This is a genomic window from Algirhabdus cladophorae (assembly GCF_044772865.1).
Lineage (GTDB): Bacteria > Pseudomonadota > Alphaproteobacteria > Rhodobacterales > Rhodobacteraceae > Algirhabdus > Algirhabdus cladophorae.
Genome location: NZ_CP173029.1, coordinates 2,611,037 through 2,637,548, shown reverse-complemented (window position 1 = coordinate 2,637,548; position 26,512 = coordinate 2,611,037). Strand labels below are relative to the sequence as shown.

The following is a 26,512-nucleotide window of genomic DNA, read 5'->3' as shown; positions in this document are numbered from 1 at the left end:
ATACTGATGATAAAACGAAACACAACACTAATGGCAGCCGCTCTAACGGTTATGACGGCCCTGCCAGCCGTTGCCCAAGACAAGATGAAAATTGGCTTTGTCTACCCGTCGCCCATTGCCGATGTGGGCTGGTCTGCTGAATTGAACGCAGGTCGTTTGGCCATTGAAGAAGCCTTTGGCGACCAAGTCGAAACGGTCTTTGTAGAAAACGTGGCAGAAGGTCCCGATGCCGGCCGGATCATGAACCAGATGGCGGCCCAAGGGGCTGACATGATCATGCTGGGATCGTTTGGATACATGAACGACGGCATCGCCTTGGCCGAGCGGAACCCGGATATGACCTTTATCCACGCGTCTGGCTATAAGCTGGCACCGAACTTTGGCAACTTCCAAAGCCGCAACTACGAAAGCAGCTATCTGGTTGGTATGGCTGCCGGTGATGCCACTGAAAGCGATGTCGTGGGTATCGTGGCAGCCTTTGCCATTCCCGAAGTAATCGGCATGATCAACGGCTTTGCGCTGGGCCTGCAGGAGGTAAACCCTGATGTCACAATCAAGGTCGTGTGGCTCAACTCATGGTTCGATCCACCCAAGGCACAAGACAGTGCGCGCGCCTTGATCGCGCAACAGGCTGATGTGATCTATTCGCTTTACCAAGACACGCCGTCGGTCGTGACCGTCGCCGAGGAAGAAGAAGTGTGGGTCATCAACACGTCGTCTGACATGAAAGAATATGCGCCAAACTGGTTGCTGGCGTCGCAGATCGCCGATTGGGGACCTTATTTTGTCAAAAGCGTGCAGGAAACGATGGATGGCACATTCGAAGGCACTGCCTTTTGGGGCGGCATGGCTGACGGAACAGTTGATGTAAAAAGCCTGTCGACCAGCCTGTCTCCAGAAGCGATGGCCAAGATCGAAGCGGCCTCTGCGGCGATGAAAGCAGGCGAGTTCCACCCGATCACTGGCCCGATTATGAACCAAGCCGGTGAAATGGTTTTGGCCGAAGGGGAAACCATTGCGGACCCCGACCTGGCTGGCATCGACTGGTTGGTGAAAGGCGTGGAGACACCACTGCCAAACTGATGCAGGCAGTTCGCGCCCACCTTATACACAGCCCGGAACGGGGCCGGATCGAGCGCATCGAGGATGCGCTCGTTTCCTTTGACGCTGCAGGCCAGATTGTGCGTGTAGCAGATGGAAATAGCGCTCCAGCCAATATCGATTTGCGCAGCCAAGGTGTGTTGCTGCCCGGGTTGGTTGATCTGCACATTCATGCGCCGCAATTTCCGCAATTGGGCACAGGACTTGATGTGCCATTGGAAGACTGGTTGTCGAAATACACCTTTCCGCTGGAGGCACGATTTGCTGATCTGACCTATGCGGCCTTTGTTCATGACGCATTGGTGCGGCGGTTACTGGCCAATGGAACCACCACAGCCGTTTATTTTGCGACGATCCATGGGCCCTCTAGTCTAAACCTTGCCGAGACCTGTTTGCGACTTGGGCAACGGGCCTTTGTGGGCAAGGTCGCGATGGATCTGGCCGGGGCCTGTCCGGACTACTACCGCGATAGTGATGCGGCTGCATCGATCAATGAAACCGCTGATTTCATCAAAGCCGTACGCGCCATGCCCGGCAATGATCTGGTCGAACCGATCATTACCCCGCGCTTCATTCCGTCCTGCTCTGATGACGCTTTGGCCGGGTTGGGCGAACTTGCCGCCAGCACGGGTGCGGCTGTGCAAACTCATTGTTCCGAAAGCGATTGGGAACATGGGTTTGTATTGAACCGTATGGGCAAAACCGATGCTTCTGCCTTGGATGAATTTGGTCTGCTGACCCGCCGCAGCGTTCTGGCCCATGCAGGGCATATTACTGATGCGGATATGGATTTGATCGCTGAACGGGGTGCTGGGATCGCTCACTGCCCGCTGTCAAATGCGTATTTTGGAAATGCGGTCTTTCCCCTGCGTCGCGCCTTGGCCAAAGCCCTTCACATTGGGTTGGGAACGGATATTTCAGGCGGGCACAGCGCGTTCTTGTTGGACAATGCCCGCGCCAGCGTGACCGCCTCGCGGATGTTGGAGGAAGGCGTTGATCCCTCGAAAGATGCTGCCAATCGCGGCGTAGACGCCTCGCGGATCGACTTTCGCGATGCGTTCTATATGGCAACCAAGGGTGGGGCAGAGGTACTGGACCTTCCTGTTGGCGCCTTCAAGGCTGGCCTGCAAATGGATGCCATCTTGGTCAATTTGGTCGATGATTTTGGCCCAGTTGAGGACCTGCTGCAAAAGATCATCATGCGTGCCACGCCCGCGGAGATCACCCAAACCTGGGTCGCAGGCAAATGTGTTAGCGCACCAATGGTCCACCCAGACCAAAGTGTTTGACCAATCCGCGCCGGTAGGCAATCGACATCGCATCGGCAGGGATATGCACTTCGTCGCGGATGTTGAGGGGTAGATCCTCGGGGCGCTGTGCCTCGACCAAATCCTTGTCCTCGTCATTGATCATCAGACTTTCCTTGATGAGGAATTCTTCGTCCGGCGTGCCTGTGGTGTCTGTGGCCACTTGAAAAATTTTCGTCTCATAGGCGGAAACGGGGCAGACTGTGTCTGCAAAATATTGCACATACCAACTGTCGTTCGGTTTGATGACGATGATCGTCGAAAACGGATAGGTCAGCTCGTAGGTATAGACCACGTGACGGCTGTCGCCGGGCACATCATCCGGAAAGCGGTTGCCGCCTTCATCATAGCCCAGATCAAAGGTCAGACCATAATCGGTCGTTTCAACGTCATAGGATGGAAACCTGTCGTCCTCGCTGCCGCCAAAAGTCTCTTTATGCACCCACGGAAAATGAGCAACATCGTTGAAGTTCTCGACGTGGCGACTGGCCGCGGCGTGCCATGTGTTGGGGGGCACATAGACCCGCTTGAGACTTTCATCGCGGATGCCTGGCCAATCCGGGAGCGGCCAAATCGGGTCTTGTGACAGGCAGGTCCAAAGGATACCAAAACGTTCCTCACATTTCAGCAATTGCAACCGCAGCCGGGTTGAGACGCGCGCATTTTGATCCGGATTTGAAGGTATTTTGGTGCATTGCCCATCGGAATTAAAATGCAGCCCGTGCATTGGACAAATAAGCTGATCGCCATCCACGCGGCCTGCACTGATGCGGGTGCCGCGATGGGGGCAAAGATCGCGAGCAACAGACAGACCCTGTGGCGTGCGCCAAATCACCAGATCAACATCCAGCAGTCGCGCTGGCACTGGCGCGTCTTCGATTTCATGGCAAAAGGCGATCGGGTGCCAGAAGCGGGACAACACCCGCCAGTCATCCGCTGCAAAGGTGCAATGGCGCGGTAAATCACTGTCGGTGTCATCGGGCGTCAGAGGCAAAAACATGCCGACATCAAAGCCGATTAGCTAAAGGGTTTCAATGCCCAAGGACATCGGTGCTCCGCACGATTAGGTTCGAACCCCTGCGAATTTTTCCTGCCATTCGATGCGCTGATCATCAGTGATTTTTGCAAACAAGTTGTCCGGCACAGCAAAGCCATGGCCCTCTGGCAAGGTCTCAAGCGCTGCTTTGATATCGGTGGGCCATGTCATATCCAAGGTGTTCATGGCCGATAGCAATGTGGCGCTGGCTGTGGGGATAAAGGGTGCTGACAATACGCCGTAAAGCCGGATCAAATTCAGGGCCAGACGGATCTGAGCGCCTGCTTTTTCTGGATCTTCTTTGAAGGTGACCCATGGCGCTGCAGCTTGGAGGTATTCATTGCCTGCCGCCCAAATCGCGCGCAACTCGGCTGCGGATTTGCGCACCTCCATCTTGTCCATATGGCCTTCATAGGCGCGGATACGCGTTGTCAGTTCGGTGATCAGCGCCTCTTCAGCAGGGCCCCATGCGCCGCCTGCAGGGACCTCTTCGCCAAATTTTGAGCGGCAGAATTTCGTCACGCGGCTGACCAGATTACCCAAGACATCCGACAGGTCTTTGTTCACGCTGGCTTGGAAGTTTTCCCAAGTGAATTCGCTATCGCTGCTTTCTGGCGCGTGGCTCAAAAGCCACCAACGCCAATAGTCGGCAGGGAGAATCTCAAGCGCCTGATCCATAAACACGCCACGCCCTTGCGAGGTGCTGAACTGCCCGCCGTCGTAATTGAGGTAGTTGAAGGATTTGATGTAATCGACCAGTTTCCAAGGCTCGCCCGATCCCATGATCGTGGCAGGGAAGCTGAGGGTGTGGAAGGGGACATTATCCTTGCCCATAAACTGGGTGTAGGTCACGTCATCTGCGCCTTTGTCTGTGCGCCACCAACGTTCCCAATCGCCGCCGGATTTCTCGGCCCATTCACCTGCGCAAGCGATGTATTCGATGGGGGCGTCGAACCAGACGTAGAACACTTTGCCCTCCATGCCGGGCCAATCTTGGTCGCCGTTTTTCACAGGCACGCCCCAATGCAGATCCCGCGTGATACCGCGATCTTGCAAGCCGTCGCCGTCGTGTAGCCATTTTTTAGCGATGGACGTCGTCAAAATGGGCCAGTCGGTTTTCGACGTGATCCAAGCGTCGAGATCGTCCTTGAGGGCCGATTGGCGCAAATAAAGGTGCTTGGTCTCGCGGACTTCCAAATCGGTCGAGCCTGAAATCGCGCTGCGCGGATTGATCAGATCGGTGGGATCCAACTGCTTGGTACAGTTTTCGCATTGGTCCCCGCGGGCGTTTTCATAGCCGCAGTTTGGGCAGGTGCCTTCGATATAACGATCCGGCAGAAAGCGGCCATCAGCATGGGAATAGACCTGCTTTTCGCTGATCTCTTGGATCAAGCCCGCTTCGTTCAGCTTGCCCGCAAAATGCTGGGTCAGGGTATGGTTTTGGGGGCTGGACGAGCGGCCAAAATGATCAAAAGACAGGCCAAAGCCATCCGCAATCTGGGCCTGAACCGCATGCATCTCAGCACAAAATTCATCCACAGGTTTGCCTGCTTTGGCCGCAGCCAATTCGGCGGGTGTGCCATGCTCGTCCGTTGCACATAAAAATAGGACTTCGTCGCCGCGCCCGCGCTTGTAGCGGGCAAAAAGATCCGCAGGCAACTGACTGCCCACAAGGTTGCCGAGGTGCTTGATCCCGTTGATGTAGGGGATCGCGGATGTGATGAGGTGGCGGGCCATTGGGGCTGCTCCGAAAGCTAGGGTCGACCACCTTTAACGCCCCTTTTGCGACAGTTCAAACCGTGTCTTTGGGCGGGATCTTTTTGTTGCGTTCGCGCCGAAACAAGCGACCCACGGTGAACGAGGTGCGCGGGGCGTAAACATAGGGCGTGCGTTCTTGAACCGTGTCCCGCACTTTCATTCGGCTTAGGCTAAAAAGGATCAGCAGTACGTGACCTGCGGCGACAAAGGCAAAGAAGGCAGGTGGGCCGTAGATGTCGATCAATTTCGCTGTGACCAAGGGTGCGGCAATCGCGCCACTGGCAAAAAAGAACATCAGGGCTGCAGAAAGCTCGACCCGTTCGTCATTGGTGGCAAAGTCATGGGCGTGTGCGGCGGCAATGGAATAAACTGGAAATGTGGTCCAGCCAAAAAGAGCGGCCGACAGCATGGCCCCCGCAGCGCCCGTTGATCCAGCCATCCCCGCCGCAGCACTGCCCAAACAACTCAGAACTGCTGCGATGGAAAATCCGACCATGACCCAGCGGCGGTCAAATTTGTCGGCCAACCAGCCTGCGGGGTATTGCGCCAATGCCCCGCCGGCTACAAACGAGGCAAGGAACAGACCGATCTGGTCTGGGGTCAGGCCAACTTCTGCGCCATAAATAGGCCCCACCATCCGAAATGAGGCGCTGGACAGGGCAGCAATAACCACACCCGCCACCGCCAGCGGTGATTTTGCGACAGCCAACATGGGGCGCAACCGTGGGGTTTGGGGCGTCGGCGGTTGGCGCACTTTGGTCAATGTCAGTGGGATCAGCGAGGCGCAGCACAACACCGTCAAAAGGTTATAGGCCATGTAGGTTTCAACATCTGCCAGCGCCCCGATCATCAATTGCGCAATCAGCGAGGCACCCATGTCGACGATGCGGTAGGCCCCCATGGCGCGGCCCCGGGTTTGGTTGGTGACCTTGGCGCTGAGCCATGCTTCGATGACGGTATAGCAGCCCGCAACCGTGATCCCCGAGGCAATCCGAAACAGCGCCCATAAACTGGGGTTATCTGTAAATGTATGGGCCAGCAGACCAATCGCACCGCAAGCGGTAAAACAGGCAAAGGCGCGGCTGTGGCCCACACTGCCCATCAGTCGCGGGGCCCACCAACACCCAATGAAAAAGCCGATAAAATGCGCCGAACCCAGAAAGCCCACTTGAGCGGTGGAAAACCCTTTGGCCAAACCCGACAGGGCATCCAACGGGCCAACCCCGCCGGAGGATAGTTGCAACAGACCAACGGACAAAAACAATGAGGCAAATGAAATGAGCAAGCGCATGCGTAATGGGTGCGCCTGATTCTATGGCGTGGCTTGTGCTTATTCGACGAGTGCTCTGTCGTTTTTGTCTTTTTGCGTGGTCAGGTTTCCTTTTGGATCCATCTGCCAATGTGCAACGGGATGTGTCCGCGCACGCAGGCGCGACAGGTGCCAGTTTTGCCCTTGGGCGGCCAACCTCCAGCGGGTCTCAACCCCCTGTGCCCCACCGTCCTGCCCTGTCAGCGAGGGGGTCAACACAATGCCCACAGGATTGAAATCCCCCTCACGCGCACCGGTTTCAGCAGCCAGATGCAGCCGTCGAATGGGGGTCAGACCAGGGTATCCGGGCACTTCTGTAATCACCAAAGGCACAGCGCCACTGCGCAAAACCTCTTCCATAGACCACAAAATATCCTCAGGACGACGACAGCTGACAAAGGTCAGCCGACCGGGGTTAATATAGCTTTGAACCCCGTCCATATTTAACAAATCAGGTACCCAACTGGCCCTGATCCAGATCACCCGACCTTGGGTACGCGCCGCCAAACGCAGCGCAAGCGTGCGTCGCGCGTTACCGCAAAATTCATGTACCCGCCCTTTGATCAAATCCAGATCGCCCACAAAAGGCTGACCAGAACCGGGGCGGTGCGGTTTGGTGCGACTGATCAAATGGGCGGGCAGAGCGGACATGAATCATAAGATAAATGTTCTTATTTTGTTCTGCAAGATGTATCGTTAATTCCACCCAGCCCAGCCCTTGTGCCCCAAGAGCCGACTGATAAAGTCGTGGCAGAAGGGCAGGACTATGAAAACGATCCACTCAACGCATTACTACGACGTTCCTCCCGAGCGATTATGGGCTTTGGTCACAGATTTTGGTGCGCTGGAATATGTGATGAAAGGGCTGATTGCCTTCAAGGGCGCGCCGCAGGGCCGCACATTTACAGGTCAAAAGGCGGATGTTCAGGTCTCGGTCATGGGGCTGTTGCCGTACCAAGATTACACAATGGAAGTTATCCTGTGTGATGATGATGCAATGCAAATGAACTCTAGCGAGAAGGGGGCAGGGGTGAAATCATGGCGCCACAGTCTGCAAGTGGTCGCCGATGGACAGGGGGCCAGGTTACACGACACAATTGAAATTGATGCAGGTCTGATGACGCCCATTTTTGCTGCTTGGGCCCGATATATGTACCGCGCACGCCACAAACCCCGCCTGAAATTATTTGCAGACGGTGTGTTCTAGCCCCTTTTGGCCATTCGGGGTCAGTTGATAGATGCCTTTTTCGACCCGTTCGAACCAGCCATAATGATCCGACGCCATGATGCGAGTGGCCGTGGGCACGGCGGTGGCGTGGGCCACCACTGACCCTTTTGAGGCACCATGTTCGGCCAAATAGGTTGCCACTTTCAGCGCGTCTTGGCGGTAGGCAGTCATGGTGGTTTGGGCAGGGCTGCCGCCAAGGTTGGGATCGCCCTCACGGCGCGCAAATTCGCGCAGCATGCGGGCCTGTTTGTATTTCGTTTTGCGCGGGGTGTATGGACCGGGGTCCAAATGAACCTCAACAAAAGTGTCGCGCATCCGAACAGTAATCAGCCCAATCCCTAGACGGCGACACAGGCTTTTGTTGGCTTTATGCGACTTTAACCACGCCTTGCCGGACCCGCGCGGCACCGCGATATAGACCATATCCGTGAGCCGCAGCCGTTCAATCGCTTGATGAAAAAGGGTCAAGGAAAATCCCGTTTTCAATTCGACCACGACCGGATCACAGTCGTCTTTCAAGGCCACCACATCCGCACCGGTGACCTCGCCTTTGACACTATAACCCTGTCCCTCAAGGAAAGCCTTGATTGGTGGATAGAGATCGGTCTCTTTTGGTTTCACCTGTTGGGTCATTTCTGCTCTTGCGGTCTTTTGATGCCGCTCTACTGTTCACCCTAGTTTAGGAGACTTTGCGATGAAAATGAACCGTCTTGGACAAACTGATATTATGGTAAGCGCCCTGTGCCTTGGATCGATGACCTGGGGTACGCAAAACACCCAAGACGAAGGCCACGCGCAAATCGACATGGCTTTGGATCATGGGGTCAATTTCATTGATACAGCCGAGATGTATCCAGTGAACCCGATCAGCGCTGAACGTATCGGGAATTCAGAGCGGATCATCGGGGAATGGGTCGCCAAATCGGGCCGTCGCGATGATGTGGTGATTGCCACCAAAGTCAGCGGTGCAAATGGGGGTTTTGTGCGCGAAGGTCGCGGGTTTGATGGGCCGACCATTCTGGAAACCGTGGATCAATCTTTGGAGCGGTTGCAAACTGACGTGATCGACCTCTACCAACTGCATTGGCCCAATCGCGGCTCTTATATGTTTCGCCAAAACTGGACTTATGACCCATCCTCCCAAAACAAGGCAGAAACGCTGGCGCATATGGATGATGTTCTGCGTGCCATGCAACAGGTGGTGGAGGCAGGCAAAGTTCGCGCCTTTGGACTGAGCAACGAATCCGCTTGGGGCACGGCGCAATGGTTGCGGATTTCCGAGGATGCAGGCTTGCCCCGGGTTGCCTCGATCCAAAACGAATATTCACTGCTGTGCCGTCTATATGACACTGATTTGGCCGAGCTGAGCGTGAATGAAGACGTTGGATTGTTGGCCTTTTCGCCGCTGGCCACCGGACTTCTCAGCCGCAAATACACCAAAGGAAAGGTCCCCGAGGGTTCACGCATGGCCATCAACGCCAATTTGGGGGGGCGGGTGACAGAGCATGTCTGGCCCGCCATTGCAGCCTATGAGGCCATCGCGGACAAATATGATCTGGATATTAACCAAATGGCATTGGCATGGTGCCTAACCCGTCCGTTTATGTGTTCGGCAATCTTCGGAGCGACGAAAATGGAACAGCTGGATGTGATCCTCAAAACCCAAGATATCACCCTCAGCGACGAAGTTCTTGAGGATATTGATACAGCCCACCGCGCCCATCCGATGCCGTATTAATCCACGAAATGCTGCATGGCAGGCGGTTGACGCCTTGACCTTACCCAAGGGCTAAAATATAGCCGCAGAACGCTAAGCGGGTATGGTGAAATGGTATCATAAGAGCCTTCCAAGCTTAAGGTGCGGGTTCGATTCCCGCTACCCGCTCCAGCGTCTCAGCTATCAGTACTGGCCAGTTTTCAAATCGGCGTCGTCCTAGAAAACGAAGTCGTCTACATCTACTAAGTCTACCGCGACGCCTTTAAGCTGGATCACCAAACCGGTGGCAATGATGATCGTTTCATTGTTTTCATCGATCAAGGTGAGGTTATCAAAGCTGGCGACACCAGATTGAAACACGATTTTGTCGACGCCATCATCAAAGTCTAGGACGATGTCAGTGCCGTCGCCGCTGCTAAATTGAAACCGGTCAGCCCCATTACCACCGCGCAGTTGGTCGTCACCTTTGCCACCTTGCAATCGGTCATTGCCGCCGCCGCCCAACAGCTTGTCATCGCCATTGTTGCCCCGCAATAGATCGGCACCGCTTTCCCCACGCAAATAGTCCTGGCCACGGCCACCAAAAATCGTGTCCTTGCCGTCGCCGGAACACACGTGATCCTGACCGCGCCCTGCGTTGATCGTGTCTTCACCGTCGTTCGTTTCGATAAAGTCGGCGCCTTTATAGCCAAAAACCGTGTCATCGCCGTTTTTGGTGGTGATCACATTGGCCACATCGTTGCCGCGTATGTCTGCATCCCCAAAGCCAGAGATTGCATTTTCGATGACTGCGCCGTTTGCGATGGTAAAACCGCCATAAATTCCTTCGGCTTTGGAGGCGATGCCTCCGGCGACCATCCCATCAGCGGGATCCAAACTGGCGGCGCGCAAATCAATGCGCACATCGCCGATGCCGGTGTATTCAAACGTATCCGTGCCACCTGCGTCCCAAATGGCCTTGTAATAGGTGCCTTCGGTGTTGGCGGTTGGGATGTAATAGGTGTCATCCCCTGTCGCCGTGGTCATATTGGCCCCATAAAGCGCCTGCACCATGGCCACATCAAACGCCCCCATCACTCCAAAACTTTGGTCAGTGCTGCTGACAGTATAGGGCCAGCCAGTGGTTTTTTCACCATTTGCGTCAAATTCCTGCACGCGATTGTAGGACATGACGGTGTAGATGTTTTGGTTAAAGGCGTTGTCGCCCATGTCGCCAGAGGTATTCACCCCAGGCAGCGAAGCATAGCCATCGTGGGGGTGGCCCAACCCGATGTTGTGCAGCAATTCGTGAATCACGGTGCGGTAATTGACGCCGCCGTAGGCCAGCCCGTTGTCAAAGCCGTCCGCGGTGGTGAAAACACTGTCCTCATCCAAAAACACACCGGGACCGGCCACCGTGTAGGAATAGCCCGATGCCCCATCGGAGGGGTTGTTGTAGTACCAAAAATCAATGTCTGCCCCGTCACTGCCGTTTGTTGCATCGGGGATTTCGGTGAATGTAAGGCCTGAAATTGCCTCGATATCTGCGATGGCCATTTCAATTGCAGTGGTCAATTCCGCAGTCCACACCCCAACGGCTTCGCCATCTGGATTGTCGTCGCCAATGTTCAAAGTATAGCTCAGCGACAGGCTATCCCATTTTTCAAACGCATAGGCCCCGTCGCCAAGGAACACGCTGTACCCAAGCGACCGCAAATAGGGGTTGGCATCAATTGCTGCGGTTGCGGCCCCGTCTGTCCAGCCAAAGCCTGCCATATGTCTACGTCCTATCTTGATTGAAATATCGGGCAAACAGCTAGCAATTCGTTGTAAATCATCGGTTACGGGGGCCCAAATGAATGAATAAACTTTTCGGTAAATCGGCCTGTGACACCCTGTGCCCACCACAAACACTTGTTGCAGTCCAAAGGCTGCAGTAACCATGTGCGAAAAATAAGGAAGACACTATGGCGCGCGCCCCTCAGGGATCTCAGGAAGACCGCGAAAAATCCAAGAATATCCGAGCTCTGACAGGGTTGGCGCGGTTTATTTTGCCCTATCGCGGACTGGCCTTGGCGGCGGTTGCAGCTTTGGTGTTGACGGCCTGTGTGTCCTTGGTTTTGCCCATGGCCGTGCGCCGTGTCGTAGATAACTTCAATTCTGAGGACGTCCAAATTTTGGACCAGTATTTTCTGGCTGCCCTTGGGATTGCAGGCCTTTTGGCCATAGGAACGGCCCTAAGGTATCTATTGGTGACTTTACTGGGGGAACGTGTGGTTGCGGACATTCGCAAAGCGGTTTTTGACCGCGTGATCGCCATGAGTCCTGCGTTTTACGAAAAAATCATGACCGGCGAGGTGCTGTCGCGGATCACCACAGATACCACGCTGATTTTGTCTGTTATCGGCTCGTCCGTGTCCATTGCCTTGCGTAATATTCTGATCTTGATCGGTGGGCTGATCTTGATGCTCATCACTTCGGTCAAACTGACCAGCCTTGTGTTGCTGATCGTCCCCGCTGTGATCGTGCCGATCATCGTGTTGGGGCGGCGTCTGCGTGTCCTGAGCCGCGAGAACCAAGACCTGATCGCCGAAAGTTCCGGCAACGCCTCTGAGGCCCTGTCGTCAGTGCAAACCGTTCAGGCCTTTACCCATGAGGCCCCCAGTCGTGCAGCCTTCGCAAGTGTGACCGAAGACAGTTTCCGCTCTGCGCGCAAACGGGTCAAAACCCGGTCGGTGATGACGGCGATTGTGATCTTTCTGATCTTTTCAGGGATAAATGGTGTGCTTTGGATCGGCGCGCGGGATCTGCGCCTAGGCGACATCACAGCGGGCGAATTGGTACAGTTTGTCATCTATTCAGTTATGGTGGCTGGTGCAGTTGCCGCACTGTCCGAAATTTGGGGTGAACTTCAACGGGCAGCAGGCGCGACCGAGCGTTTGGTCGAATTGCTCAATGCAAAAGACGAAGTGCAGGATCCCGAAAACCCAGTGGCCTTGCCACAGGCCGAGCAGGGTACAGTCAGCTTTGAAAATGTGACGTTCCACTATCCCAGCCGACCCGCCCAAGCCGCCCTGCAAAGCGTCGATTTGCATGTGAAACCTGGAGAAACCGTTGCCTTGGTTGGCCCGTCCGGTGCGGGGAAAACAACGATCATCCAAATGCTTCAGCGGTTCTATGACCCCACTTCGGGGCGGATTTTGCTCAACGGTGTCGATCTGCGAGATATGGCGCGAAGCGATTTTCGCCGTGCCATCGCATTGGTCCCGCAAGAGCCTGTGATCTTTGCCTCAACTGCGCGCGAAAACATCCGCTTTGGCTGGCCCGAGGCCACAGATGCGCAAGTTGAAGCCGCTGCAAAAGCGGCGGCCGCCCATGATTTTCTGATGGCATTGCCCGAAGGCTACGACAGTTACGTGGGCGAACGCGGCGTGATGCTGTCGGGTGGCCAGAAACAACGCATCGCCATCGCCCGCGCCATTTTGCGCGATGCGCCCGTTTTGCTGCTGGATGAGGCAACTTCGGCCCTTGATGCAGAAAGCGAACAAGCCGTGCAGGTGGCCGTGGAAAACCTTTCGCAAGATCGCACAACCCTAATCGTGGCGCACCGTCTGGCCACGGTGAAGCAGGCCGATCGCATCATAGTGTTTGAAGGCGGTCAAATCGTGGCCACTGGCACCCATGATGAACTGGTTGCACAAAACGGCCTCTATGCCCGACTGGCCCGCTTGCAGTTTACCGAAGGCCTTGCTGCGGAATAAACCGCATTCCCGGGCCTGAGGGCCAATCGCATCGGTTTTTTCGCTGCGTCAGACTTGCACGGCGCGCAAATCCCCCGCATCCTGCGCGTCAGGGAAGATAATAAGCCGGACAACTGGCTCAGGGGAGGACTACAATGACATTTGCTGGGAAAGCAGACGTATTGGCTATTGAGGCCGAACAAACATGGGCCGAGCGCGACTTGCCCAAAACGACCTATGGTATGCTGTCGCAAACCTCTGGGAAATTTCCGGATCGAAATGCGGTGACCTTTCAGTTGTTTTCGGGTCCAACCGACAAGGCCGAGACCCTCAGCTGGTCGGACTTGCACGGAAAAACCAGTCAGGCTGCGAACCTTTTTCGTTCGTTGGGTGTTGGGGAATCCGACGTTGTTGCCTACATTTTACCCTGCTGTAATGAGGCCGTGATCACCTACCTTGGTGGTCAAGTGGCGGGCATTGTGAACCCAGTGAACCCCTTGCTCGAACCCGAGCAGATGGGCGCCATTTTGAACGAAACCGGGGCCAAGGTTGTGGTGACGCTCAAGGCGTTTCCCAAGTCTGATCTTGCCCAAAACGTGGCGGCTGCCGTCAAACTGGCACCGGGTGTGAAGACAGTTCTTGAGGTTGATTTGCTGCGCTACGTCACTGGCTTGAAAAAACTGATCATCCCGCTGATCCGTCCCAAAAACCCCGTGTCCCATCATGCCAAAGTGATGGATTTCAACACCGAAGTGGACAGACAACCCACAAAGCTGACTTTTGCTGACAGTGCGGGCGACCGCGTGGCGGCCTATTTCCACACCGGTGGCACCACGGGCATGCCAAAAGTGGCGCAACATTACTATTCCGGCATCATCTACAACGGCTGGCTGGGCAACAAGCTGCTGTTCGATGAAAACGATACTCTGATGGTGCCGCTGCCGATGTTCCACGTCTTTGCGGCAATTGTGGCGATGGGATCCTGTCTGGCCTCGGGCTCGCATATCGTGTTCCCCACACCGCAAGGCTACCGCGGCGATGGGGTTTTTGATAACTTCTGGAAGCTGTGCGAACGTTATAAATGTACGTTTATGATCACTGTACCCACGGCCATGTCTGCCCTGATGCAACGCAAGGTGGATGCAGATATCAGCGCCTTGCAAATCGCATTCTGCGGCTCGGCCCCTTTGCCGCTGGAGCTGTACAAACGGTTTGAAGAGGCCGCTGGTGTCACCATTTGCGAGGGCTACGGCCTGACCGAGGCAACCTGTCTGGTGTCGATCAACCCTGTTGACGGCGAAAAGAAGGTCGGCAGCATCGGGGTGCCGTTCCCCTATTGTAATGTGCGGATCACCAAGGATGACGGAACTGATTGTGCGGTTGATGAGATCGGTGAGATTTGCGTTCTGAACCCCGGTGTTACTTCTGGTGGGACTTACACGGAAGCGGCCAAAAATGATGGGCTTTACCACGATGGTCACCTGCGCACAGGGGATTTGGGGCGCATTGATGAAGACGGCTATGTCTGGATCACAGGCCGCGCGAAGGATCTGATCATTCGCGGTGGGCACAACATTGATCCTGCCGAGATCGAAGAGGCACTGGCTGGTCACGAGGCTGTGGCCTTTGCCGGTGCAATCGGTCAACCCGATGCCCATGCAGGCGAAATTCCTTGCGCTTACGTAGAACTGGTAGACGGTGCAACGACCAGTGTTGAGGATTTGATGGCCTTTGCCAAAGAAAACGTGCATGAACGCGCCGCCCAACCAAAATATATCGAGATCATGGATGAGCTGCCCAAAACGGCTGTGGGCAAGATCTTTAAGCCGGCTTTGCGCAAATCTGCGATCACGCGGATCTATAACAAAGCCCTGTCCGATGCTGGTGTAGCCGTCGAAGTGGTCGATGTGATCGAAAGCAAAAAGCTGGGTCTGGTCGCGCATTTGGGCAAAAGTGACGGCGTCACCGATGCCGATGTGACCAAAGCGCTGGGCACCTACACACGTCCTTGGCAATGGGCTGAATAGAACCTCATAGCCTTGAAATGCCAAAGCCCTGCACTCACCTGCAGGGCTTTTTGCTGTGAATGAGGATTATTTTTCAACCAATTTGGTGCTGGTGCGACGGAATACCAAAGAAGACGCGTTAAATTCTTGACGGCTTGTCAAAATGCGACTGCGCCCTAAAACATGGCAGAGGTTGATATGAAGTATTCGTTTGCGCAAAAGACTTATCACTTGCTGACCGCGACACTGATTGTGATCATGGCTTTCACTGGAATGGCCTATAGTAACAAATGGTTAGACGCCTCGACCATTGTCTATCACCAGTATGCGGGGCAGGCTTTGCTGATCGTTTTGGTCCTGCGGGTTGCCACAAAATTCGCCCGCAAATCGCCCGTAGCACGCCCGTCTGGGATCGAGCATCTGCTGGCCTCGGGCGTACACTTGGCGCTCTACGGTGTGTTGATTGCCTATGTGACAACTGGCTATGTCTCGGCCTCGGGGCTGCGGACACCAGCACTGCTATTCCCCGTCGACATGGGCTTTGCTCGCTCAGACATGGGTGAAACGCTGCTGGAGATTCATTTCCTCCTGAAATGGGTGCTGATGGCCGTGCTCGGGCTGCATATTGCAGGCGCGCTGAAACATCTGGTTTTGAACAAACCCAACGACCTTGTCCACATGAGCTTTTCCTCCCCAACCGTCAAAAAGGATTGAACTGATGCAAAAACTGAGCCGCCGCCACGTGCTTGCAACCCTAACCGGATCTGCGGTCTTGCTATGCCCGGCGCTATTGAACGCCAGCACCACTGTAGACGTCGCATGGGATGATATTCCAACGGATGTGCCCATTGGCCAAGACCGCATCATCACAGTCGCCGGTGCTGCTGATATTGATGTCAGCGCACTTGAACCGGGCGACGTCGCTGTGATCGGACGGCCCAGCACGGATCCTGAATACGCCTCCACGGGAATGACGCAATATATCGCCGTGCACCGCCGCACTGCAGATCAAGTGGCCAGCGCCAAGGATCGCGCAGGCACCGTGCAAAACCCGGAATACTTTGTGGTCAACCTCGTGTGCACGCACCGGGGCAAAGCGATTGGCCTGACAGGCAACCCGCAGGCCCCGTTTGCCTGTACCGATCGTGGCTCGCGCCATTCCTCGGTCTATGATGTGTCGGGCTTTGGGGTCAGCGGGGCCTCTGAGGGTGAATACCTGTCGGTCCCGGCTTATTCCATCAGCACAGGTGCCACGACTGTGCTGAGCCTGAGCTGATCCAACGTGTCACAGTGTGTGCTGCAATCGGGTTGCCTATGGTCGCGCAATGAAGGCCCCTTATTCCTATCACACCGACCCTGCGGTCCCTGCGTTTGACGACGCGGGGCCCATTGCCTTTATGGATGCGGACTGTGCGCTTTGCAGTCATGGTGCGCGCATGATCCATTGGTTGGACCGGCAAGACGCGTTTCGTATCTGTCCGGTTCAGACCCAATTGGGCCACGCAATTTTGCATCATTATAATATGAGTGCCGAGGATCCCGAAAGCTGGCTGATCCTCGATCAAGGACGCATGTATAGTGACCTCGACGCGCTTGCCTATCTTGGCCGACGCACGGGCGGGTGGGGCCACTTTTTGCGGATCGTGTTGATCTTTCCCAAACCGCTGCGCGACTGGATGTATACCCGTGTGGCCCGCAACCGCTATGCTTTGTTTGGGCGCGGTGACATGTGCGCGCTGCCCGATCCTGCGTTTCAACGGCGGTTGATGCGGGATTAGAGGGCACTTTGGCCCAGTTGGGCTTTGGGACGATTAAACATCCATCCAGATCGTAACGGGGCCTTGGTTGATCAGGGCCACATCCATATCCGCACCGAATTGGCCTGTTTGAACGGGCACGCCAAGAGCTGCGAGGTAGGTGCAAAACTGATCATAAAGGGCGCGGCCCAAATCCGGTGGGGCAGCTTGACTGAAACCGGGGCGGGTGCCACGGGAGGTGTCAGCGGCCAGAGTGAACTGGCTGACGACCAAAGCCTCGCCATGAATGTCAATGATAGAGCGGTTCATTTTACCCGCTTCATCCTTGAAAATCCGCAGTTTCGAGATCTTGGTGGCCATTTGGGCGGCCTTCTCGGGCGTGTCACCCTCCATTGCACAAACCAAGATCACCAGACCTTGGCCACAGGCCCCGATGACAGCGCCGTCTACTGTGACCGACGCCTCGCTTACCCGTTGGATCAGTGCGCGCATAGCGGCCTCCTACTGTTGTTGGGCAAGGACAAAGCCTGCGGCCGCTGCGATCAAAAGGCCCAAGAGCACTGCAAACGTGATTTTCCAAACCGAATAAGGGCGTTCACCCTGCACCCGTCCTGTCCGCCCATTGACCACAAACCGATAGCTACGCCCCCGATATTTGTAAGCCGCCAACCAGACCGGCAGCAGCACGTGCTTGAACGTGACATCACTGACCTGCGTGCGCAATTCGCTGATGCGCTGCCTGTCGCCGCCAATGTCAAATTTCACGTCGCGTTCGATCATTTGGTCCATAAACTGGCGTGCCTCGCCAAAGCCGTCTTCCAGTTCGACCGTGTAGCCTTCGGCGCGAAAACCGGCCAGATATTCAGGATTGTAAGGCTCTAGCGCCGATAGATCCCAAGGCTCCAACCCGTCTGTATAGCTTTTGGGAAGACTGCGTGACGCCAGCACCAAAATGTCGTCAAACTTGCTTGCCACGCGCCCTGCCACATTGCGCCAGCGGATTTTTTGAACGCGACGGGTTTGCGATTTCCCGTCCCGCATGAACCGCTGGTTTTCATAATACACAGTGCCCCGTTGGCCGTGATATTGGCTTTTGGTGTCTGCGTCGAAGGTCCAGTAGGGCACATAAATTCCCTCCATTTTGCGACCTTTGCGAGCAAACTCTTGCAAACCATTAGGCGCGAACCAAAGGCTGCCCAGCCAGTCCGTCATTGCCTTTTTGGCTGTGGCCTCGGGCATGGCAAAGGGCAGAAGGCCCTTGGGTTTGATATGCCGGTGCGTGCCTGTATCAGTAACCACGGGTGTCGCACAAAACGGGCATTCTGCGGCATGGGTATCTGCATCGAATTCAACTTGGGCGGCACAGTTGGGGCACTGAAGCACACGGGTTTCTTCGATCTCAGCCTCGGGCAATTGCGCCGTGATGGCCGCTTGGAAATCCAATTCCTGGATGGCGCCGCCCCAAAAACCTGCTCCTTCAATGGGTTGAGAGTTGCCGCAATGATCACATTGCAACAGACCTTCGCCCGGCGAAAATCGCAGGTCGCTGCCGCATGTCTCGCACGGGAAGCGGTGTTCTTGCATCTTGGTTTATCCGGCTGGTGGAGGCGGGGGCATGATAGTGAATAGCTGAGCCAACTCAGTAATTTCGTCGGCTGTTTTCCATCCGTCCTGCCCTTGGGTCCAAAGATAGGTGTCGCGTGTTAGTTTACCGTTGGCGATCATTTGCCCAAGATCGGCCTTGGAAAACGGGCCCGTTGTCTTGCCCGCCTCGGCGATATGCCAGACGTGTTCAACCGGGGGCGGCGGTGGCGGTGTTGCAGCCGAACCACCCCAAGGGCCAGTTTGCATCTGTTGGGCCGCCATAGCCATACCCATCCCAGCTCCCATGCCCGCTGACATCGCCTCACCTGCGCCGCTGCCGGGATTTCCCAAGGCTTCGGCGGCTTGGAACGCTGTATATTCGTTCAGATTTCCGATCACACCCATAGAGGTGCGCTTGTCCAAGACCTTTTCCACAGCTTCAGGCAATGAGATGTTTTCAATGTAAAGCTCTGGGATTTCCAAGCCATATTCGGCCAAGGTTGGCGCAATTTCTTTGGCCAGCAGTTGGCCCAATTCGCGCGTGTTAGCAGCCATATCCAAAACGGGGATGCCCGAGCGCGAAATGGTGCGAGAAAATTCCTGCACGATGATGTTGCGGATCTGATAACTGATTTCATCCATGGTGAATTCACCATCGGTGCCGACAATTTCCACAAGGAATTTCGCTGGATCACTGACCTTGACCGAATAGGTGCCATAGGCGCGCAGACGCACTGGACCAAATTCGGGATCACGGGCGATGATCGGGTTTTTGGTGCCCCATTTGAGATCGCTAAACCGCGTCGTGTTGACGTAGTAAATCTCGGACTTGAAAGGACTGCGAAAGCCATGATCCCAATGCATCAAGGTGGTCAGGATCGGCATGTTGTTTGTCTCGAGCATATACAGCCCGGGCGTGAACACATCGGCCAATTGGCCCTCATGGACGAAGACAGCTGCTTGGCCTTCTCGCACGGTCAGCTTGGCACCATATTTGATCTCGTGAGCCTCGCGTTCAAACCGCCAGACCATCGTGTCACGCGTATCATCGACCCAATGGATGACGTCGATAAATTCGCCGGTCAGAAAATCTAAAATACCCATGGATTGGATCCTTTCATTGTCATGCTATGTCCCTCCGCCAAAAAATTCTGCGGCGATCACTTCGACCGTAGGCACCACCTGTTTTAGGGTCATGCCACTGCGCAGGCGTGGGTCATAAAGAATGCGCAACAACAACTCGTCATGAGTGGTGAGATACGCAAATTCGTCGTCATCATTAAAGATAGAAGGGCGTGCCGCGTCGCTGTCGTTGGTCAGTCCCAAACCTTGGGCCAGTTCTTCGTGATAGCACGATTGACGCAGCAGTGTCGGATGCTCGGCGCGGACCACCGCAATGGCGGTTTGTGTCCCCAAGTCCTGAGCAGACCCGGACCGCGCCACCACCAAACACTGGATCGACCGGGGCATATTCACAATGGTGCGAATTGAACGATCCGAAACACCGGGCAACAACTGGCGCAGGGTCGGGCCCACAGTGCGCCGATCGTTTTCGTTCAACACCAACACATGAAAGTTCGGGTTCGAGCTGGATTGTCGGATCGGCAGGCCTGTGACCCGCGATAACCGGTTTGCGAAGGCCTCGATAAATTGACGGTCTTGAAACTGAATAGTCTTGCTGACGCTGGCGCCAAATTCAATGTTCATCCGCACTGGCTGGTTCCAACGACGCAGTCGGTTTTCGCGTTCTTTGGCCATCATTTGGCCGCCGCTGGGCTGGAACTCGTCAAACATGGCAATGCGCACAAAGTTGGTGACCAACTCGCGTTTGCCAAAGCGGACGTCTGGCCCGCCCCCATCCTTGCGCAGCAACCCTTGGATCAGCAAATCCTGCTGGATGTCCGCGTAATACCGTTCTAATTCAAAACTTTCGGCAGACCGTTCTGGTTTGGCCGGGATTGGGCGCAGGCCTGTGGGGCGTGCCTTTGGAGTTGGAATTGGATCCACAGGGGGTGCTACTTCACACCCGGCGACAGCCAAGACGCCAGCAAAAACACCCCCCTTTATGATATTAAGCCAAGTGATATTAGGCTCCGGGTACAGCCGTGCCAGCCGTATCGCCCAAGCCGGTTTTCTTGGCTTTCGCCGCAGCAAGTGTATTGCGCAATTCGGTTTCCATCATCTTTAGATCATCTTCTGCCGCAGCACGTTTTGCTTTGCCTTCATCGGCAATTTGCAGGCTTTCCTCAATCGTGGCGATCAGGTCTGAGTTGGCTTGCTTAACGGCTTGGATATCAAACACGCCACGTTCCATCTCTTCGCGGATCATCTTGTTGGCACTGCGCAGGTTTTTGGCGTTGGATGTCAACAACTCGTTGGTCAAATCATTGGCATCGCGCACGGCTTCTGCGGCCTCAGCACTGCGTTGGATGGTGACGGCCTGCGCCAATTGGGTCTCCCAAAGGGGCACAGTATTGACCAAAGTCGAATTGATCTTGGTGACCAATGACTTATCGTTTTCCTGAACCAACCGGATCGATGGCAGAGACTGCATCGTCACTTGCCGCGTGAGTTTAAGATCATGCACACGGCGTTCCAGATCATCGCGGGATGCGCGCATATCACGCAATTCCTGTGCAACCATGGTGGCCTTGTTTTCAGCCGCTTTAGCGACAGATTTTTCTTTGGCTGGAATGGTTTTGGTGTCCAGTTCCTTCAGCTTTTCCTCGCCTGCGGCAATATAAATGGCCAGCTCATCGTAAAATGCGAGGGTCTTGTCATAAAGCTGATCGAGGCTTTCGATGTCCTTGAGCAACGTGTGTTCATGGGACAAAAGGTTATCCGTGATCTTGTCTATCTGACCCTGAACATCCTCAAAGCGTGCGACAAATTTTGCCATGGGTGCAGCGCGGCCAAGGAGTTTCTCCCACCAGCTGCGATCGCGGCGCACATCCAGTTCCGAGATGGAAAACCCGCGGATGGTGCTGACGATATTGCGCAGACTGTCGCCCGCCGGGCCCACATCCTTGTTGCGCACACCGGCCAACATGGATTGCGAGATTGTCTGCAATTCGGCCTGTGCCGCGGACCCAAATTCGATAATCGACTGAGTGTTCTCCATGTCCAATTCGGCCATGCGTTTTTTGATCTCGGCGCTGACGGGCGCGTCTGCGGTCTCCATCGAGATCAGCTCGTTCTTGGGTTCCGCCAATACAACGGCTGTTACTTTCTCGACATCTGCCAAGCTGGCTTCGGCCTTTTGGCGTACGGTATCTGACATTTTGGTCCTCGCTACATAAAAAGCTGTGCTGGTTAGTCCAGCGGCAAGCCTTCGCGTTGCAGACGATCCCGCAACACTTTGATTTCAATGTCCATATCGCTACGGTCGTCCAGCATCATTTTCTGGGTCCGTGCGGCGAAATTTTGCTCAAGATCGCTGAGAAGTGCATCATATTGATGACGGGCCTCTGCGTCTTGGCTGCGTTGGTAGTGATCGGCGAACTTTACAGTCGCATCCCGTGCGCCTTGCAAATAAACGCCCAGAAACTTTCGCGCACCAGTCAGATCACGAGGATCTTCTTCGACAGTGCGACACATTTTGAGCGCTGCGTTTTGGAACCGTCCCACGCGGGCCTGCAAGGTGCGATCCCCTAGCGGCACAATCGCATCACTCATGGCTTGCAAATGTGCCTCGGCCTGATCCACGACGCGCGCCACGCGGTCTTGCTGAAAGCTGTCGATGCCTTCCATGCGTTTGTCTTGCATCGGATCGATGCCAAAGGCGGCCAAATGCAGGCTGGCAGCGATTACACCAAAAAGCACTGAGGCCAGAATGTTCCCGTCATTGCGAAACGCAGCCAAGGCGATGCCAATCCCACATAGCGTTGCGGCAAATACCTTGCGCGGAATTGCGGGCCGTTTGGCCACTTTGCGCGCGTTATAGGCCGCTTGCGCCCGCAAGCCGTCGCGCAGCAACCATGCCCCCAGTGCCATTAAACCCGCAGCGGTCAAACCCAGCGTGAGGCCCAAGGCCCCCGCATTGAGCGACGTCGCGGCGACAACAATCGGTGGAATAAACAGAACGTTGGCTTTGGCGCCTACAGGGTCCACAGCGGCCTTGACCGCCTCCATTTCGACGCGGCCCTCTGGATCAGACCCATTGGGGCTATATTTACCGCCATACCGTTGGGCCATGGGCTAAAGCCCCCCCAGCCAGCCGCTTGCCGTGCCAAAAAGCACAACCAGCAAAAGTGCATAGGCAATCTTTTGTAGACCTGTTGCAGACATAACGCCCCACGTTTCCCCTGTGTGCCCTAAGAGATAAGGCATCTGGATACCGCTTACCAGACTGAACTGATGCCTACAGGCGGGGGGAATTTTTCCCCGCCTGCGTCATATTTGAAGGTCCTAGTGTCGCGAACTTGTGCGGCGTTCGGCGTTTAGTTTGCGCGTGTAGCCCGATTGAATGATTTCAACCGCGACCAAAACGATAACCGAGAAGTAGAACGTTGTTTTGGACATTGGGATCAGATCATAGCCAAAAAGCTTTAGTTGCAGGCTGTCGTCATGCATCGCATGGGCCGCAGCAGGACCCGCTTCGCCCAGCAGTACAACACCCACAATTAGCAGGATGAAAAGGCCAAGCACCTCATACATGCGGTTCTTTTCCAAAAACTCGGTCACAGTGTCCGCAAGCAGAAGCATCGCAAGACCTGACAGAATAATCGCAGTGGCGAGGATCGGGAAGACATCGGTAATCGCCAAGGCAGATAGCACCGAATCAAAGCTAAAGATCAGGTTCATCAGCACGATCAGCATCACCACTTGGGTGGCTGATTTGCCAGATTTGCCATCCACATCTGTGTGCAGATCCTCAATCGACAACATATGACTGATTTCCTTGACGGCTGTGTAGATAATGAACACACCGCCGACAATGAACACACATGTGGCAAAATTCACGCCGCCCTCGATCACGCCTGTCCAGTCAAAAACATAGAATGGTTCGGCCATGGCATCGATCAATTGGATCATGGTGAACAGCAATACAACCCGCAGGGCCACGGCGATAATGATGCCCCAATACCGCACTTGGCGTTGTTGTGCTACGGGCGCGCGTTGGCTTTCGATGCTGATATATAGCAGGTTGTCGAACCCTAATACCGCTTGCAAAAAGCACAGCATGATAAGGTTGCCAAGGTTTTCAATCGTTAACAGGTCGGCCATATCCATGTCCCTCAGAATTAGTTATTTTGCCGAAGGGATAGGGCAAAGCGCCCGCACTGCGCAACCCTACAGGCGTTCTACCAACAAATCGCGGAAGGGTTTGAGTTGTCGGACTGCGTCCCGGGTCGCTTTGACCAGCCCTACGCCGTCTTTGCGAAAGTCTTGGGCGATAGAGGTGCCGATGATCAGACTCTTTCGTTTCAGTAGGGGCCCATGGGGATGTTCAGGATCATAGGGCTTGGGCACTTTCTTCAGGGGATCGGCCCCATAATTGTGCATCTCGGCCCCGGTCTCAGTGATAGCATCCTCAACCAGATCCCCCCATTTATCGATAAAGGCACGATACCGGGCCAGAGTCTCGCCTCGAAACCCCATCACGCCTGTCATCAATTCCAACCGCTCGGGTGTTGAGGCAAAAAAGAACCCCGGACACAGCTCATCCTGATCCGAAGGCTGCCAAAAGATATGTAAATGCGTGTTATAGGGCGTTTTGTCCTTGGAAAACCGCACATCGCGGTAAATTCGGAACACCTTTTCGGTGTGGCCCATCCCCATGTTTTTGGAAATCTCTTCGGCCATGATCTGCGCAAACAGCTCTGCCGGTTTTTTCACTTCCGAGATAAAGAATGCTTTGTGTTCTTCATAAAACGGCTTGGTGTTGTTCTCGCGCAGCTTAAGGAAAAACTCATTCGCTGCGTCTATCATCTGGGTAAAACCGTCCATCGTGTCCCCTTCATTTCTTTTTTCGCAAAATACTCGGGGGTGAGGTCGTTAGACCGAGGGGGCAACGCCCCCTAACGCCGGGTCGGTTTGCGTGTTCGTTTTGGTTTCAGTTTCGGTTCTTGATTTAGCCCAAGTTGGTCTTTGACAACCCGTTGCTTGACCTCTTCAACCTCGCTGGCCTTTAACTTGTCCAGTTTGAACGGCCCGTAACTGACCCGCACCAGCCGGTTCACAATCACACCCAATGCCATCATGGTTTTGCGAATTTCGCGGTTTTTTCCCTCGCGAATGCCCACCGTCAGCCATGCATTGGCCCCTTGTTGCCGATCAAAGGTGACATCCATGGGCTGGTATTTCATCCCGTCCACTTCGATACCCGCCCGTAGCTGATCCAGTTTGGCCTCGGACAGCGATCCTTTGATCCGCACACGGTATTTGCGCAGCCAACCGGTGCTGGGCAGCTCTAGCTTGCGCTTGATCTCACCATCATTCGTCAGCAGCAACAGCCCTTCTGAGGTCAGATCAAGGCGACCGACGCTCATCACGCGCGGCATCTCGGGAGGCAAATCGTCAAAAACCGTTGTCCGGCCTTTTTCATCCCGTTCCGTCGTTACAAGGCCAGACGGCTTGTGATAAAGCCAAAGCCGCGGCACGTCAGGGGTGCCCACAGGTTTGCCGTCCACAACAATCTTATCCGCAGCAGTCACTGTAAATGCAGGCGTAGCCAGCAGTTTGCCGTTCACTGTGACACGGCCCGCTTCGATCATGCGTTCGGCTGCGCGACGGCTTGCGATACCGGCGCGGGCCATCACTTTGGCGATACGTTCTGCAGTTTGGGCGGGTTTGTTTGGATCATCCATGGGCAGGCCTTGCCAGATCACGGGCTTGGGCGCAATAAGAGCCATGCAGTTTAACACCCATATGCAAATGGCCTTGGAGCAGGCCCGCGCCGCCGCCAAACGTGGCGAAGTGCCTGTGGGGGCCGTTTTAATCGGGCCGGATGGCGCAGTTCTGGCGGCAGACGGCAATCGCACCCGTGAACTCAATGACCCTACGGCCCACGCAGAGGTCCAAGTGATCCGCACCGCCTGTGCCTTGCTGGGGCAAGAACGTCTGAAGGGCTGCGATCTCTATGTAACGCTTGAGCCCTGCCCAATGTGCGCGGCAGCCATTTCCAATGCCCGTATCGCAAGGCTCTATTTCGGGGCAGGGGATCCGAAGTCCGGGGGCGTGATCCAAGGCCCCAAAGTGTTCAACCATACCCAATGCCACCACGTCCCCGAAGTGTACGACGGGATTGATGCACAGGCCTCCGAGGCGCTGCTCAAGGACTTTTTCAAAGGAAAACGCTGATGGATTGGATGGAACAATTCGACGGATATTGCGAACGGATTGATTTCACCTTTTGGGCCGAGCCGATCAATGCAGTGACCAATCTGGCTTTTGTCATCGCCGCCGTCATCATGGCATGGCGTATGCGATGGCAATCTGCGCCGCTGGCGTGGGTTTTGATCATCAATCTGGCACTGATTGGGGTAGGGTCCTTCCTTTTTCATACCTACGCCACAGCGTGGGCCTCGGCGGCAGATGTATTGCCGATCCTGACGTATATATTGATCTACGTTTTTGTGGCGAACTTGCATTATTTTGAACTGCAATGGTGGGCAGCGGCCATCGGGGCAGCACTTTACATTCCTTTTTCCAGCCTTGTGGTGCCTGTTTTCGACGCGCTTGGGGTCCTCGGCTACTCGGCTGCCTATATGCCTGTCCCGATCCTTCTGCTGGCCTATGCTTTCCTTTTGCGCAACCGTTTGCCACACGTCGCCCGTGGATTGGTCATTGGTGCAGGCATTTTACTGCTCTCCCTCACGTTCCGTACAATAGACGAGCCGCTCTGCCATGCGGTCCCCCATGGCACGCATTTCCTGTGGCATATTTTGAATGCCGTGATGTTGGGTTGGATGATCGAAGTTTACCGGCGGGATCGTCTTGCCCATAAGGGCCAGCTTGGGTAAACGCCATATAACCACGTTATCCGGAG

Annotated in this window: 26 protein-coding genes and 1 tRNA gene; 12 read left to right on the top strand and 15 right to left on the bottom strand. The window is 55.1% G+C overall.

Going from position 1 to position 26,512, the window contains the following annotated elements:
• The first annotated feature begins 6 nt into the window (after positions 1 to 6).
• Positions 7 to 1,083 carry a BMP family ABC transporter substrate-binding protein gene (locus ACIRQ6_RS12675; RefSeq protein WP_420860967.1) on the top strand — a complete coding sequence of 359 codons (1,077 nt, stop codon included), beginning with the start codon at positions 7 to 9 and terminating at the stop codon, positions 1,081 to 1,083.
• Entirely contained in the window at positions 1,083 to 2,390 is a 1,308-nt protein-coding gene (gene guaD / locus ACIRQ6_RS12670; protein WP_420860966.1) for a guanine deaminase, read from the top strand. The genes ACIRQ6_RS12675 and guaD overlap by 1 nt, the downstream gene beginning before the upstream one ends.
• Here guaD and ACIRQ6_RS12665 read toward each other — a convergent pair.
• From ACIRQ6_RS12665 to ACIRQ6_RS12650, 4 genes are all read right to left on the bottom strand, one after another.
• The gene (locus ACIRQ6_RS12665; protein ID WP_420860965.1) at positions 2,353 to 3,408 is read right to left on the bottom strand and encodes a Rieske 2Fe-2S domain-containing protein; all 1,056 of its coding nucleotides are present in this window, start codon (positions 3,406 to 3,408) and stop codon (positions 2,353 to 2,355) included. The genes guaD and ACIRQ6_RS12665 overlap by 38 nt on opposite strands.
• A 63-nt stretch (positions 3,409 to 3,471) precedes the next feature.
• Positions 3,472 to 5,181 carry a methionine--tRNA ligase gene (metG, locus tag ACIRQ6_RS12660; RefSeq protein ID WP_420860964.1) on the bottom strand — a complete coding sequence of 570 codons (1,710 nt, stop codon included), beginning with the start codon at positions 5,179 to 5,181 and terminating at the stop codon, positions 3,472 to 3,474.
• Between the two features lie 55 nt (positions 5,182 to 5,236).
• The gene (locus tag ACIRQ6_RS12655) at positions 5,237 to 6,493 is read right to left on the bottom strand and encodes an MFS transporter (protein WP_420860963.1); all 1,257 of its coding nucleotides are present in this window, start codon (positions 6,491 to 6,493) and stop codon (positions 5,237 to 5,239) included.
• A gap of 39 nt (positions 6,494 to 6,532) precedes the next feature.
• Entirely contained in the window at positions 6,533 to 7,162 is a 630-nt protein-coding gene (locus ACIRQ6_RS12650) for an ImuA family protein (RefSeq protein ID WP_420860962.1), read from the bottom strand.
• 115 nt (positions 7,163 to 7,277) lie between these two features.
• Here ACIRQ6_RS12650 and ACIRQ6_RS12645 point away from each other — a divergent pair, with 115 nt between their 5' ends.
• Positions 7,278 to 7,718: an SRPBCC family protein gene (locus ACIRQ6_RS12645; protein WP_420860961.1), complete on the top strand. Its 441-nt coding sequence runs from the start codon at positions 7,278 to 7,280 to the stop codon at positions 7,716 to 7,718.
• Here the strand turns inward: ACIRQ6_RS12645 and ACIRQ6_RS12640 are convergent.
• Positions 7,695 to 8,372, bottom strand: coding sequence for a DUF2161 domain-containing phosphodiesterase (locus tag ACIRQ6_RS12640; protein WP_420860960.1), 678 nt, complete (start codon positions 8,370 to 8,372; stop codon positions 7,695 to 7,697). The two genes, ACIRQ6_RS12645 and ACIRQ6_RS12640, sit on opposite strands and share 24 nt — an antisense overlap.
• Positions 8,373 to 8,433: 61 nt before the next feature.
• On the opposite strand from ACIRQ6_RS12640, the gene ACIRQ6_RS12635 reads away from it, so the two are divergent.
• Both ACIRQ6_RS12635 and ACIRQ6_RS12630 read left to right on the top strand, forming a co-directional pair.
• Complete coding sequence (locus ACIRQ6_RS12635; RefSeq protein WP_420860959.1) at positions 8,434 to 9,477, top strand: aldo/keto reductase; 1,044 nt, start codon at positions 8,434 to 8,436, stop codon at positions 9,475 to 9,477.
• Between the two features lie 76 nt (positions 9,478 to 9,553).
• Positions 9,554 to 9,627 (top strand) — tRNA-Gly (locus tag ACIRQ6_RS12630).
• Positions 9,628 to 9,672: 45 nt separating this feature from the next.
• On the opposite strand, the gene ACIRQ6_RS12625 is transcribed toward ACIRQ6_RS12630, so the two are convergent.
• On the bottom strand, positions 9,673 to 11,211 hold the full coding sequence (locus tag ACIRQ6_RS12625) for a M10 family metallopeptidase C-terminal domain-containing protein (RefSeq protein WP_420860958.1): 1,539 nt from the start codon (positions 11,209 to 11,211) through the stop codon (positions 9,673 to 9,675).
• A 191-nt stretch (positions 11,212 to 11,402) separates the two neighbouring features.
• On the opposite strand from ACIRQ6_RS12625, the gene ACIRQ6_RS12620 reads away from it, so the two are divergent.
• From ACIRQ6_RS12620 to ACIRQ6_RS12600, 5 genes are all read left to right on the top strand, one after another.
• Positions 11,403 to 13,196, top strand: a complete 1,794-nt coding sequence (locus ACIRQ6_RS12620; protein WP_420860957.1) for an ABC transporter transmembrane domain-containing protein — start codon at positions 11,403 to 11,405, stop codon at positions 13,194 to 13,196.
• Positions 13,197 to 13,330: 134 nt separating this feature from the next.
• On the top strand, positions 13,331 to 15,202 hold the full coding sequence (locus ACIRQ6_RS12615) for an acyl-CoA synthetase (protein WP_420860956.1): 1,872 nt from the start codon (positions 13,331 to 13,333) through the stop codon (positions 15,200 to 15,202).
• 177 nt (positions 15,203 to 15,379) lie between these two features.
• Complete coding sequence (locus tag ACIRQ6_RS12610; RefSeq protein WP_420860955.1) at positions 15,380 to 15,895, top strand: cytochrome b; 516 nt, start codon at positions 15,380 to 15,382, stop codon at positions 15,893 to 15,895.
• Between the two features lie 4 nt (positions 15,896 to 15,899).
• Positions 15,900 to 16,457 (top strand): hypothetical protein, encoded by a 558-nt coding sequence (locus tag ACIRQ6_RS12605; RefSeq protein ID WP_420860954.1) that lies wholly within the window; start codon positions 15,900 to 15,902, stop codon positions 16,455 to 16,457.
• 49 nt (positions 16,458 to 16,506) lie between these two features.
• Positions 16,507 to 16,959 carry a thiol-disulfide oxidoreductase DCC family protein gene (locus ACIRQ6_RS12600; RefSeq protein WP_420860953.1) on the top strand — a complete coding sequence of 151 codons (453 nt, stop codon included), beginning with the start codon at positions 16,507 to 16,509 and terminating at the stop codon, positions 16,957 to 16,959.
• A gap of 33 nt (positions 16,960 to 16,992) precedes the next feature.
• On the opposite strand, the gene dtd is transcribed toward ACIRQ6_RS12600, so the two are convergent.
• The 9 genes from dtd to ACIRQ6_RS12555 form a co-directional block, all read right to left on the bottom strand.
• Positions 16,993 to 17,430: a D-aminoacyl-tRNA deacylase gene (dtd, locus tag ACIRQ6_RS12595; RefSeq protein ID WP_420860952.1), complete on the bottom strand. Its 438-nt coding sequence runs from the start codon at positions 17,428 to 17,430 to the stop codon at positions 16,993 to 16,995.
• A gap of 9 nt (positions 17,431 to 17,439) precedes the next feature.
• Entirely contained in the window at positions 17,440 to 18,522 is a 1,083-nt protein-coding gene (locus ACIRQ6_RS12590) for a TFIIB-type zinc finger domain-containing protein (RefSeq protein WP_420860951.1), read from the bottom strand.
• 6 nt (positions 18,523 to 18,528) lie between these two features.
• Positions 18,529 to 19,626 carry an SPFH domain-containing protein gene (locus ACIRQ6_RS12585; protein WP_420860950.1) on the bottom strand — a complete coding sequence of 366 codons (1,098 nt, stop codon included), beginning with the start codon at positions 19,624 to 19,626 and terminating at the stop codon, positions 18,529 to 18,531.
• 24 nt (positions 19,627 to 19,650) lie between these two features.
• Positions 19,651 to 20,529, bottom strand: a complete 879-nt coding sequence (locus ACIRQ6_RS12580; protein WP_420860949.1) for a DUF2927 domain-containing protein — start codon at positions 20,527 to 20,529, stop codon at positions 19,651 to 19,653.
• Between the two features lie 79 nt (positions 20,530 to 20,608).
• Positions 20,609 to 21,802, bottom strand: a complete 1,194-nt coding sequence (locus ACIRQ6_RS12575; protein ID WP_420860948.1) for a toxic anion resistance protein — start codon at positions 21,800 to 21,802, stop codon at positions 20,609 to 20,611.
• Between the two features lie 32 nt (positions 21,803 to 21,834).
• The gene (locus tag ACIRQ6_RS12570) at positions 21,835 to 22,716 is read right to left on the bottom strand and encodes a 5-bromo-4-chloroindolyl phosphate hydrolysis family protein (protein WP_420860947.1); all 882 of its coding nucleotides are present in this window, start codon (positions 22,714 to 22,716) and stop codon (positions 21,835 to 21,837) included.
• 213 nt (positions 22,717 to 22,929) lie between these two features.
• The gene (locus tag ACIRQ6_RS12565) at positions 22,930 to 23,748 is read right to left on the bottom strand and encodes a TerC family protein (RefSeq protein WP_420860946.1); all 819 of its coding nucleotides are present in this window, start codon (positions 23,746 to 23,748) and stop codon (positions 22,930 to 22,932) included.
• A gap of 66 nt (positions 23,749 to 23,814) precedes the next feature.
• Positions 23,815 to 24,471: a DUF2461 domain-containing protein gene (locus ACIRQ6_RS12560; RefSeq protein WP_420860945.1), complete on the bottom strand. Its 657-nt coding sequence runs from the start codon at positions 24,469 to 24,471 to the stop codon at positions 23,815 to 23,817.
• A gap of 71 nt (positions 24,472 to 24,542) precedes the next feature.
• Positions 24,543 to 25,331 (bottom strand): pseudouridine synthase, encoded by a 789-nt coding sequence (locus tag ACIRQ6_RS12555; RefSeq protein WP_420863906.1) that lies wholly within the window; start codon positions 25,329 to 25,331, stop codon positions 24,543 to 24,545.
• A 43-nt stretch (positions 25,332 to 25,374) separates the two neighbouring features.
• On the opposite strand from ACIRQ6_RS12555, the gene ACIRQ6_RS12550 reads away from it, so the two are divergent.
• Both ACIRQ6_RS12550 and ACIRQ6_RS12545 read left to right on the top strand, forming a co-directional pair.
• On the top strand, positions 25,375 to 25,824 hold the full coding sequence (locus tag ACIRQ6_RS12550; protein WP_420860944.1) for a nucleoside deaminase: 450 nt from the start codon (positions 25,375 to 25,377) through the stop codon (positions 25,822 to 25,824).
• A complete protein-coding gene (locus ACIRQ6_RS12545) occupies positions 25,824 to 26,486 on the top strand; it encodes a ceramidase domain-containing protein (protein WP_420860943.1) in 663 nt (220 codons plus the stop codon). The genes ACIRQ6_RS12550 and ACIRQ6_RS12545 overlap by 1 nt, the downstream gene beginning before the upstream one ends.
• Positions 26,487 to 26,512: the final 26 nt, after the last annotated feature.

What these genes read in the sequence shown, in the direction of transcription:
- ACIRQ6_RS12555 (WP_420863906.1), bottom strand. Translation starts at nt 25,331, where the DNA reads ATGGATGATCCAAACAAACCCGCCCAAACTGCAGAACGTATCGCCAAA.
- ACIRQ6_RS12635 (WP_420860959.1), top strand. Translation starts at nt 8,434, where the DNA reads ATGAAAATGAACCGTCTTGGACAAACTGATATTATGGTAAGCGCCCTG.
- ACIRQ6_RS12620 (WP_420860957.1), top strand. Translation starts at nt 11,403, where the DNA reads ATGGCGCGCGCCCCTCAGGGATCTCAGGAAGACCGCGAAAAATCCAAG.
- dtd (WP_420860952.1), bottom strand. Translation starts at nt 17,430, where the DNA reads ATGCGCGCACTGATCCAACGGGTAAGCGAGGCGTCGGTCACAGTAGAC.
- ACIRQ6_RS12585 (WP_420860950.1), bottom strand. Translation starts at nt 19,626, where the DNA reads ATGGGTATTTTAGATTTTCTGACCGGCGAATTTATCGACGTCATCCAT.
- ACIRQ6_RS12640 (WP_420860960.1), bottom strand. Translation starts at nt 8,372, where the DNA reads ATGACCCAACAGGTGAAACCAAAAGAGACCGATCTCTATCCACCAATC.
- ACIRQ6_RS12560 (WP_420860945.1), bottom strand. Translation starts at nt 24,471, where the DNA reads ATGGACGGTTTTACCCAGATGATAGACGCAGCGAATGAGTTTTTCCTT.
- ACIRQ6_RS12625 (WP_420860958.1), bottom strand. Translation starts at nt 11,211, where the DNA reads ATGGCAGGCTTTGGCTGGACAGACGGGGCCGCAACCGCAGCAATTGAT.
- metG (WP_420860964.1), bottom strand. Translation starts at nt 5,181, where the DNA reads ATGGCCCGCCACCTCATCACATCCGCGATCCCCTACATCAACGGGATC.
- ACIRQ6_RS12650 (WP_420860962.1), bottom strand. Translation starts at nt 7,162, where the DNA reads ATGTCCGCTCTGCCCGCCCATTTGATCAGTCGCACCAAACCGCACCGC.
- ACIRQ6_RS12605 (WP_420860954.1), top strand. Translation starts at nt 15,900, where the DNA reads ATGCAAAAACTGAGCCGCCGCCACGTGCTTGCAACCCTAACCGGATCT.
- ACIRQ6_RS12675 (WP_420860967.1), top strand. Translation starts at nt 7, where the DNA reads ATGATAAAACGAAACACAACACTAATGGCAGCCGCTCTAACGGTTATG.
- ACIRQ6_RS12550 (WP_420860944.1), top strand. Translation starts at nt 25,375, where the DNA reads ATGCAGTTTAACACCCATATGCAAATGGCCTTGGAGCAGGCCCGCGCC.
- ACIRQ6_RS12565 (WP_420860946.1), bottom strand. Translation starts at nt 23,748, where the DNA reads ATGGCCGACCTGTTAACGATTGAAAACCTTGGCAACCTTATCATGCTG.
- ACIRQ6_RS12575 (WP_420860948.1), bottom strand. Translation starts at nt 21,802, where the DNA reads ATGTCAGATACCGTACGCCAAAAGGCCGAAGCCAGCTTGGCAGATGTC.
- guaD (WP_420860966.1), top strand. Translation starts at nt 1,083, where the DNA reads ATGCAGGCAGTTCGCGCCCACCTTATACACAGCCCGGAACGGGGCCGG.
- ACIRQ6_RS12615 (WP_420860956.1), top strand. Translation starts at nt 13,331, where the DNA reads ATGACATTTGCTGGGAAAGCAGACGTATTGGCTATTGAGGCCGAACAA.
- ACIRQ6_RS12655 (WP_420860963.1), bottom strand. Translation starts at nt 6,493, where the DNA reads ATGCGCTTGCTCATTTCATTTGCCTCATTGTTTTTGTCCGTTGGTCTG.
- ACIRQ6_RS12645 (WP_420860961.1), top strand. Translation starts at nt 7,278, where the DNA reads ATGAAAACGATCCACTCAACGCATTACTACGACGTTCCTCCCGAGCGA.
- ACIRQ6_RS12570 (WP_420860947.1), bottom strand. Translation starts at nt 22,716, where the DNA reads ATGGCCCAACGGTATGGCGGTAAATATAGCCCCAATGGGTCTGATCCA.
- ACIRQ6_RS12665 (WP_420860965.1), bottom strand. Translation starts at nt 3,408, where the DNA reads ATGTTTTTGCCTCTGACGCCCGATGACACCGACAGTGATTTACCGCGC.
- ACIRQ6_RS12590 (WP_420860951.1), bottom strand. Translation starts at nt 18,522, where the DNA reads ATGCAAGAACACCGCTTCCCGTGCGAGACATGCGGCAGCGACCTGCGA.
- ACIRQ6_RS12600 (WP_420860953.1), top strand. Translation starts at nt 16,507, where the DNA reads ATGAAGGCCCCTTATTCCTATCACACCGACCCTGCGGTCCCTGCGTTT.
- ACIRQ6_RS12610 (WP_420860955.1), top strand. Translation starts at nt 15,380, where the DNA reads ATGAAGTATTCGTTTGCGCAAAAGACTTATCACTTGCTGACCGCGACA.
- ACIRQ6_RS12545 (WP_420860943.1), top strand. Translation starts at nt 25,824, where the DNA reads ATGGATTGGATGGAACAATTCGACGGATATTGCGAACGGATTGATTTC.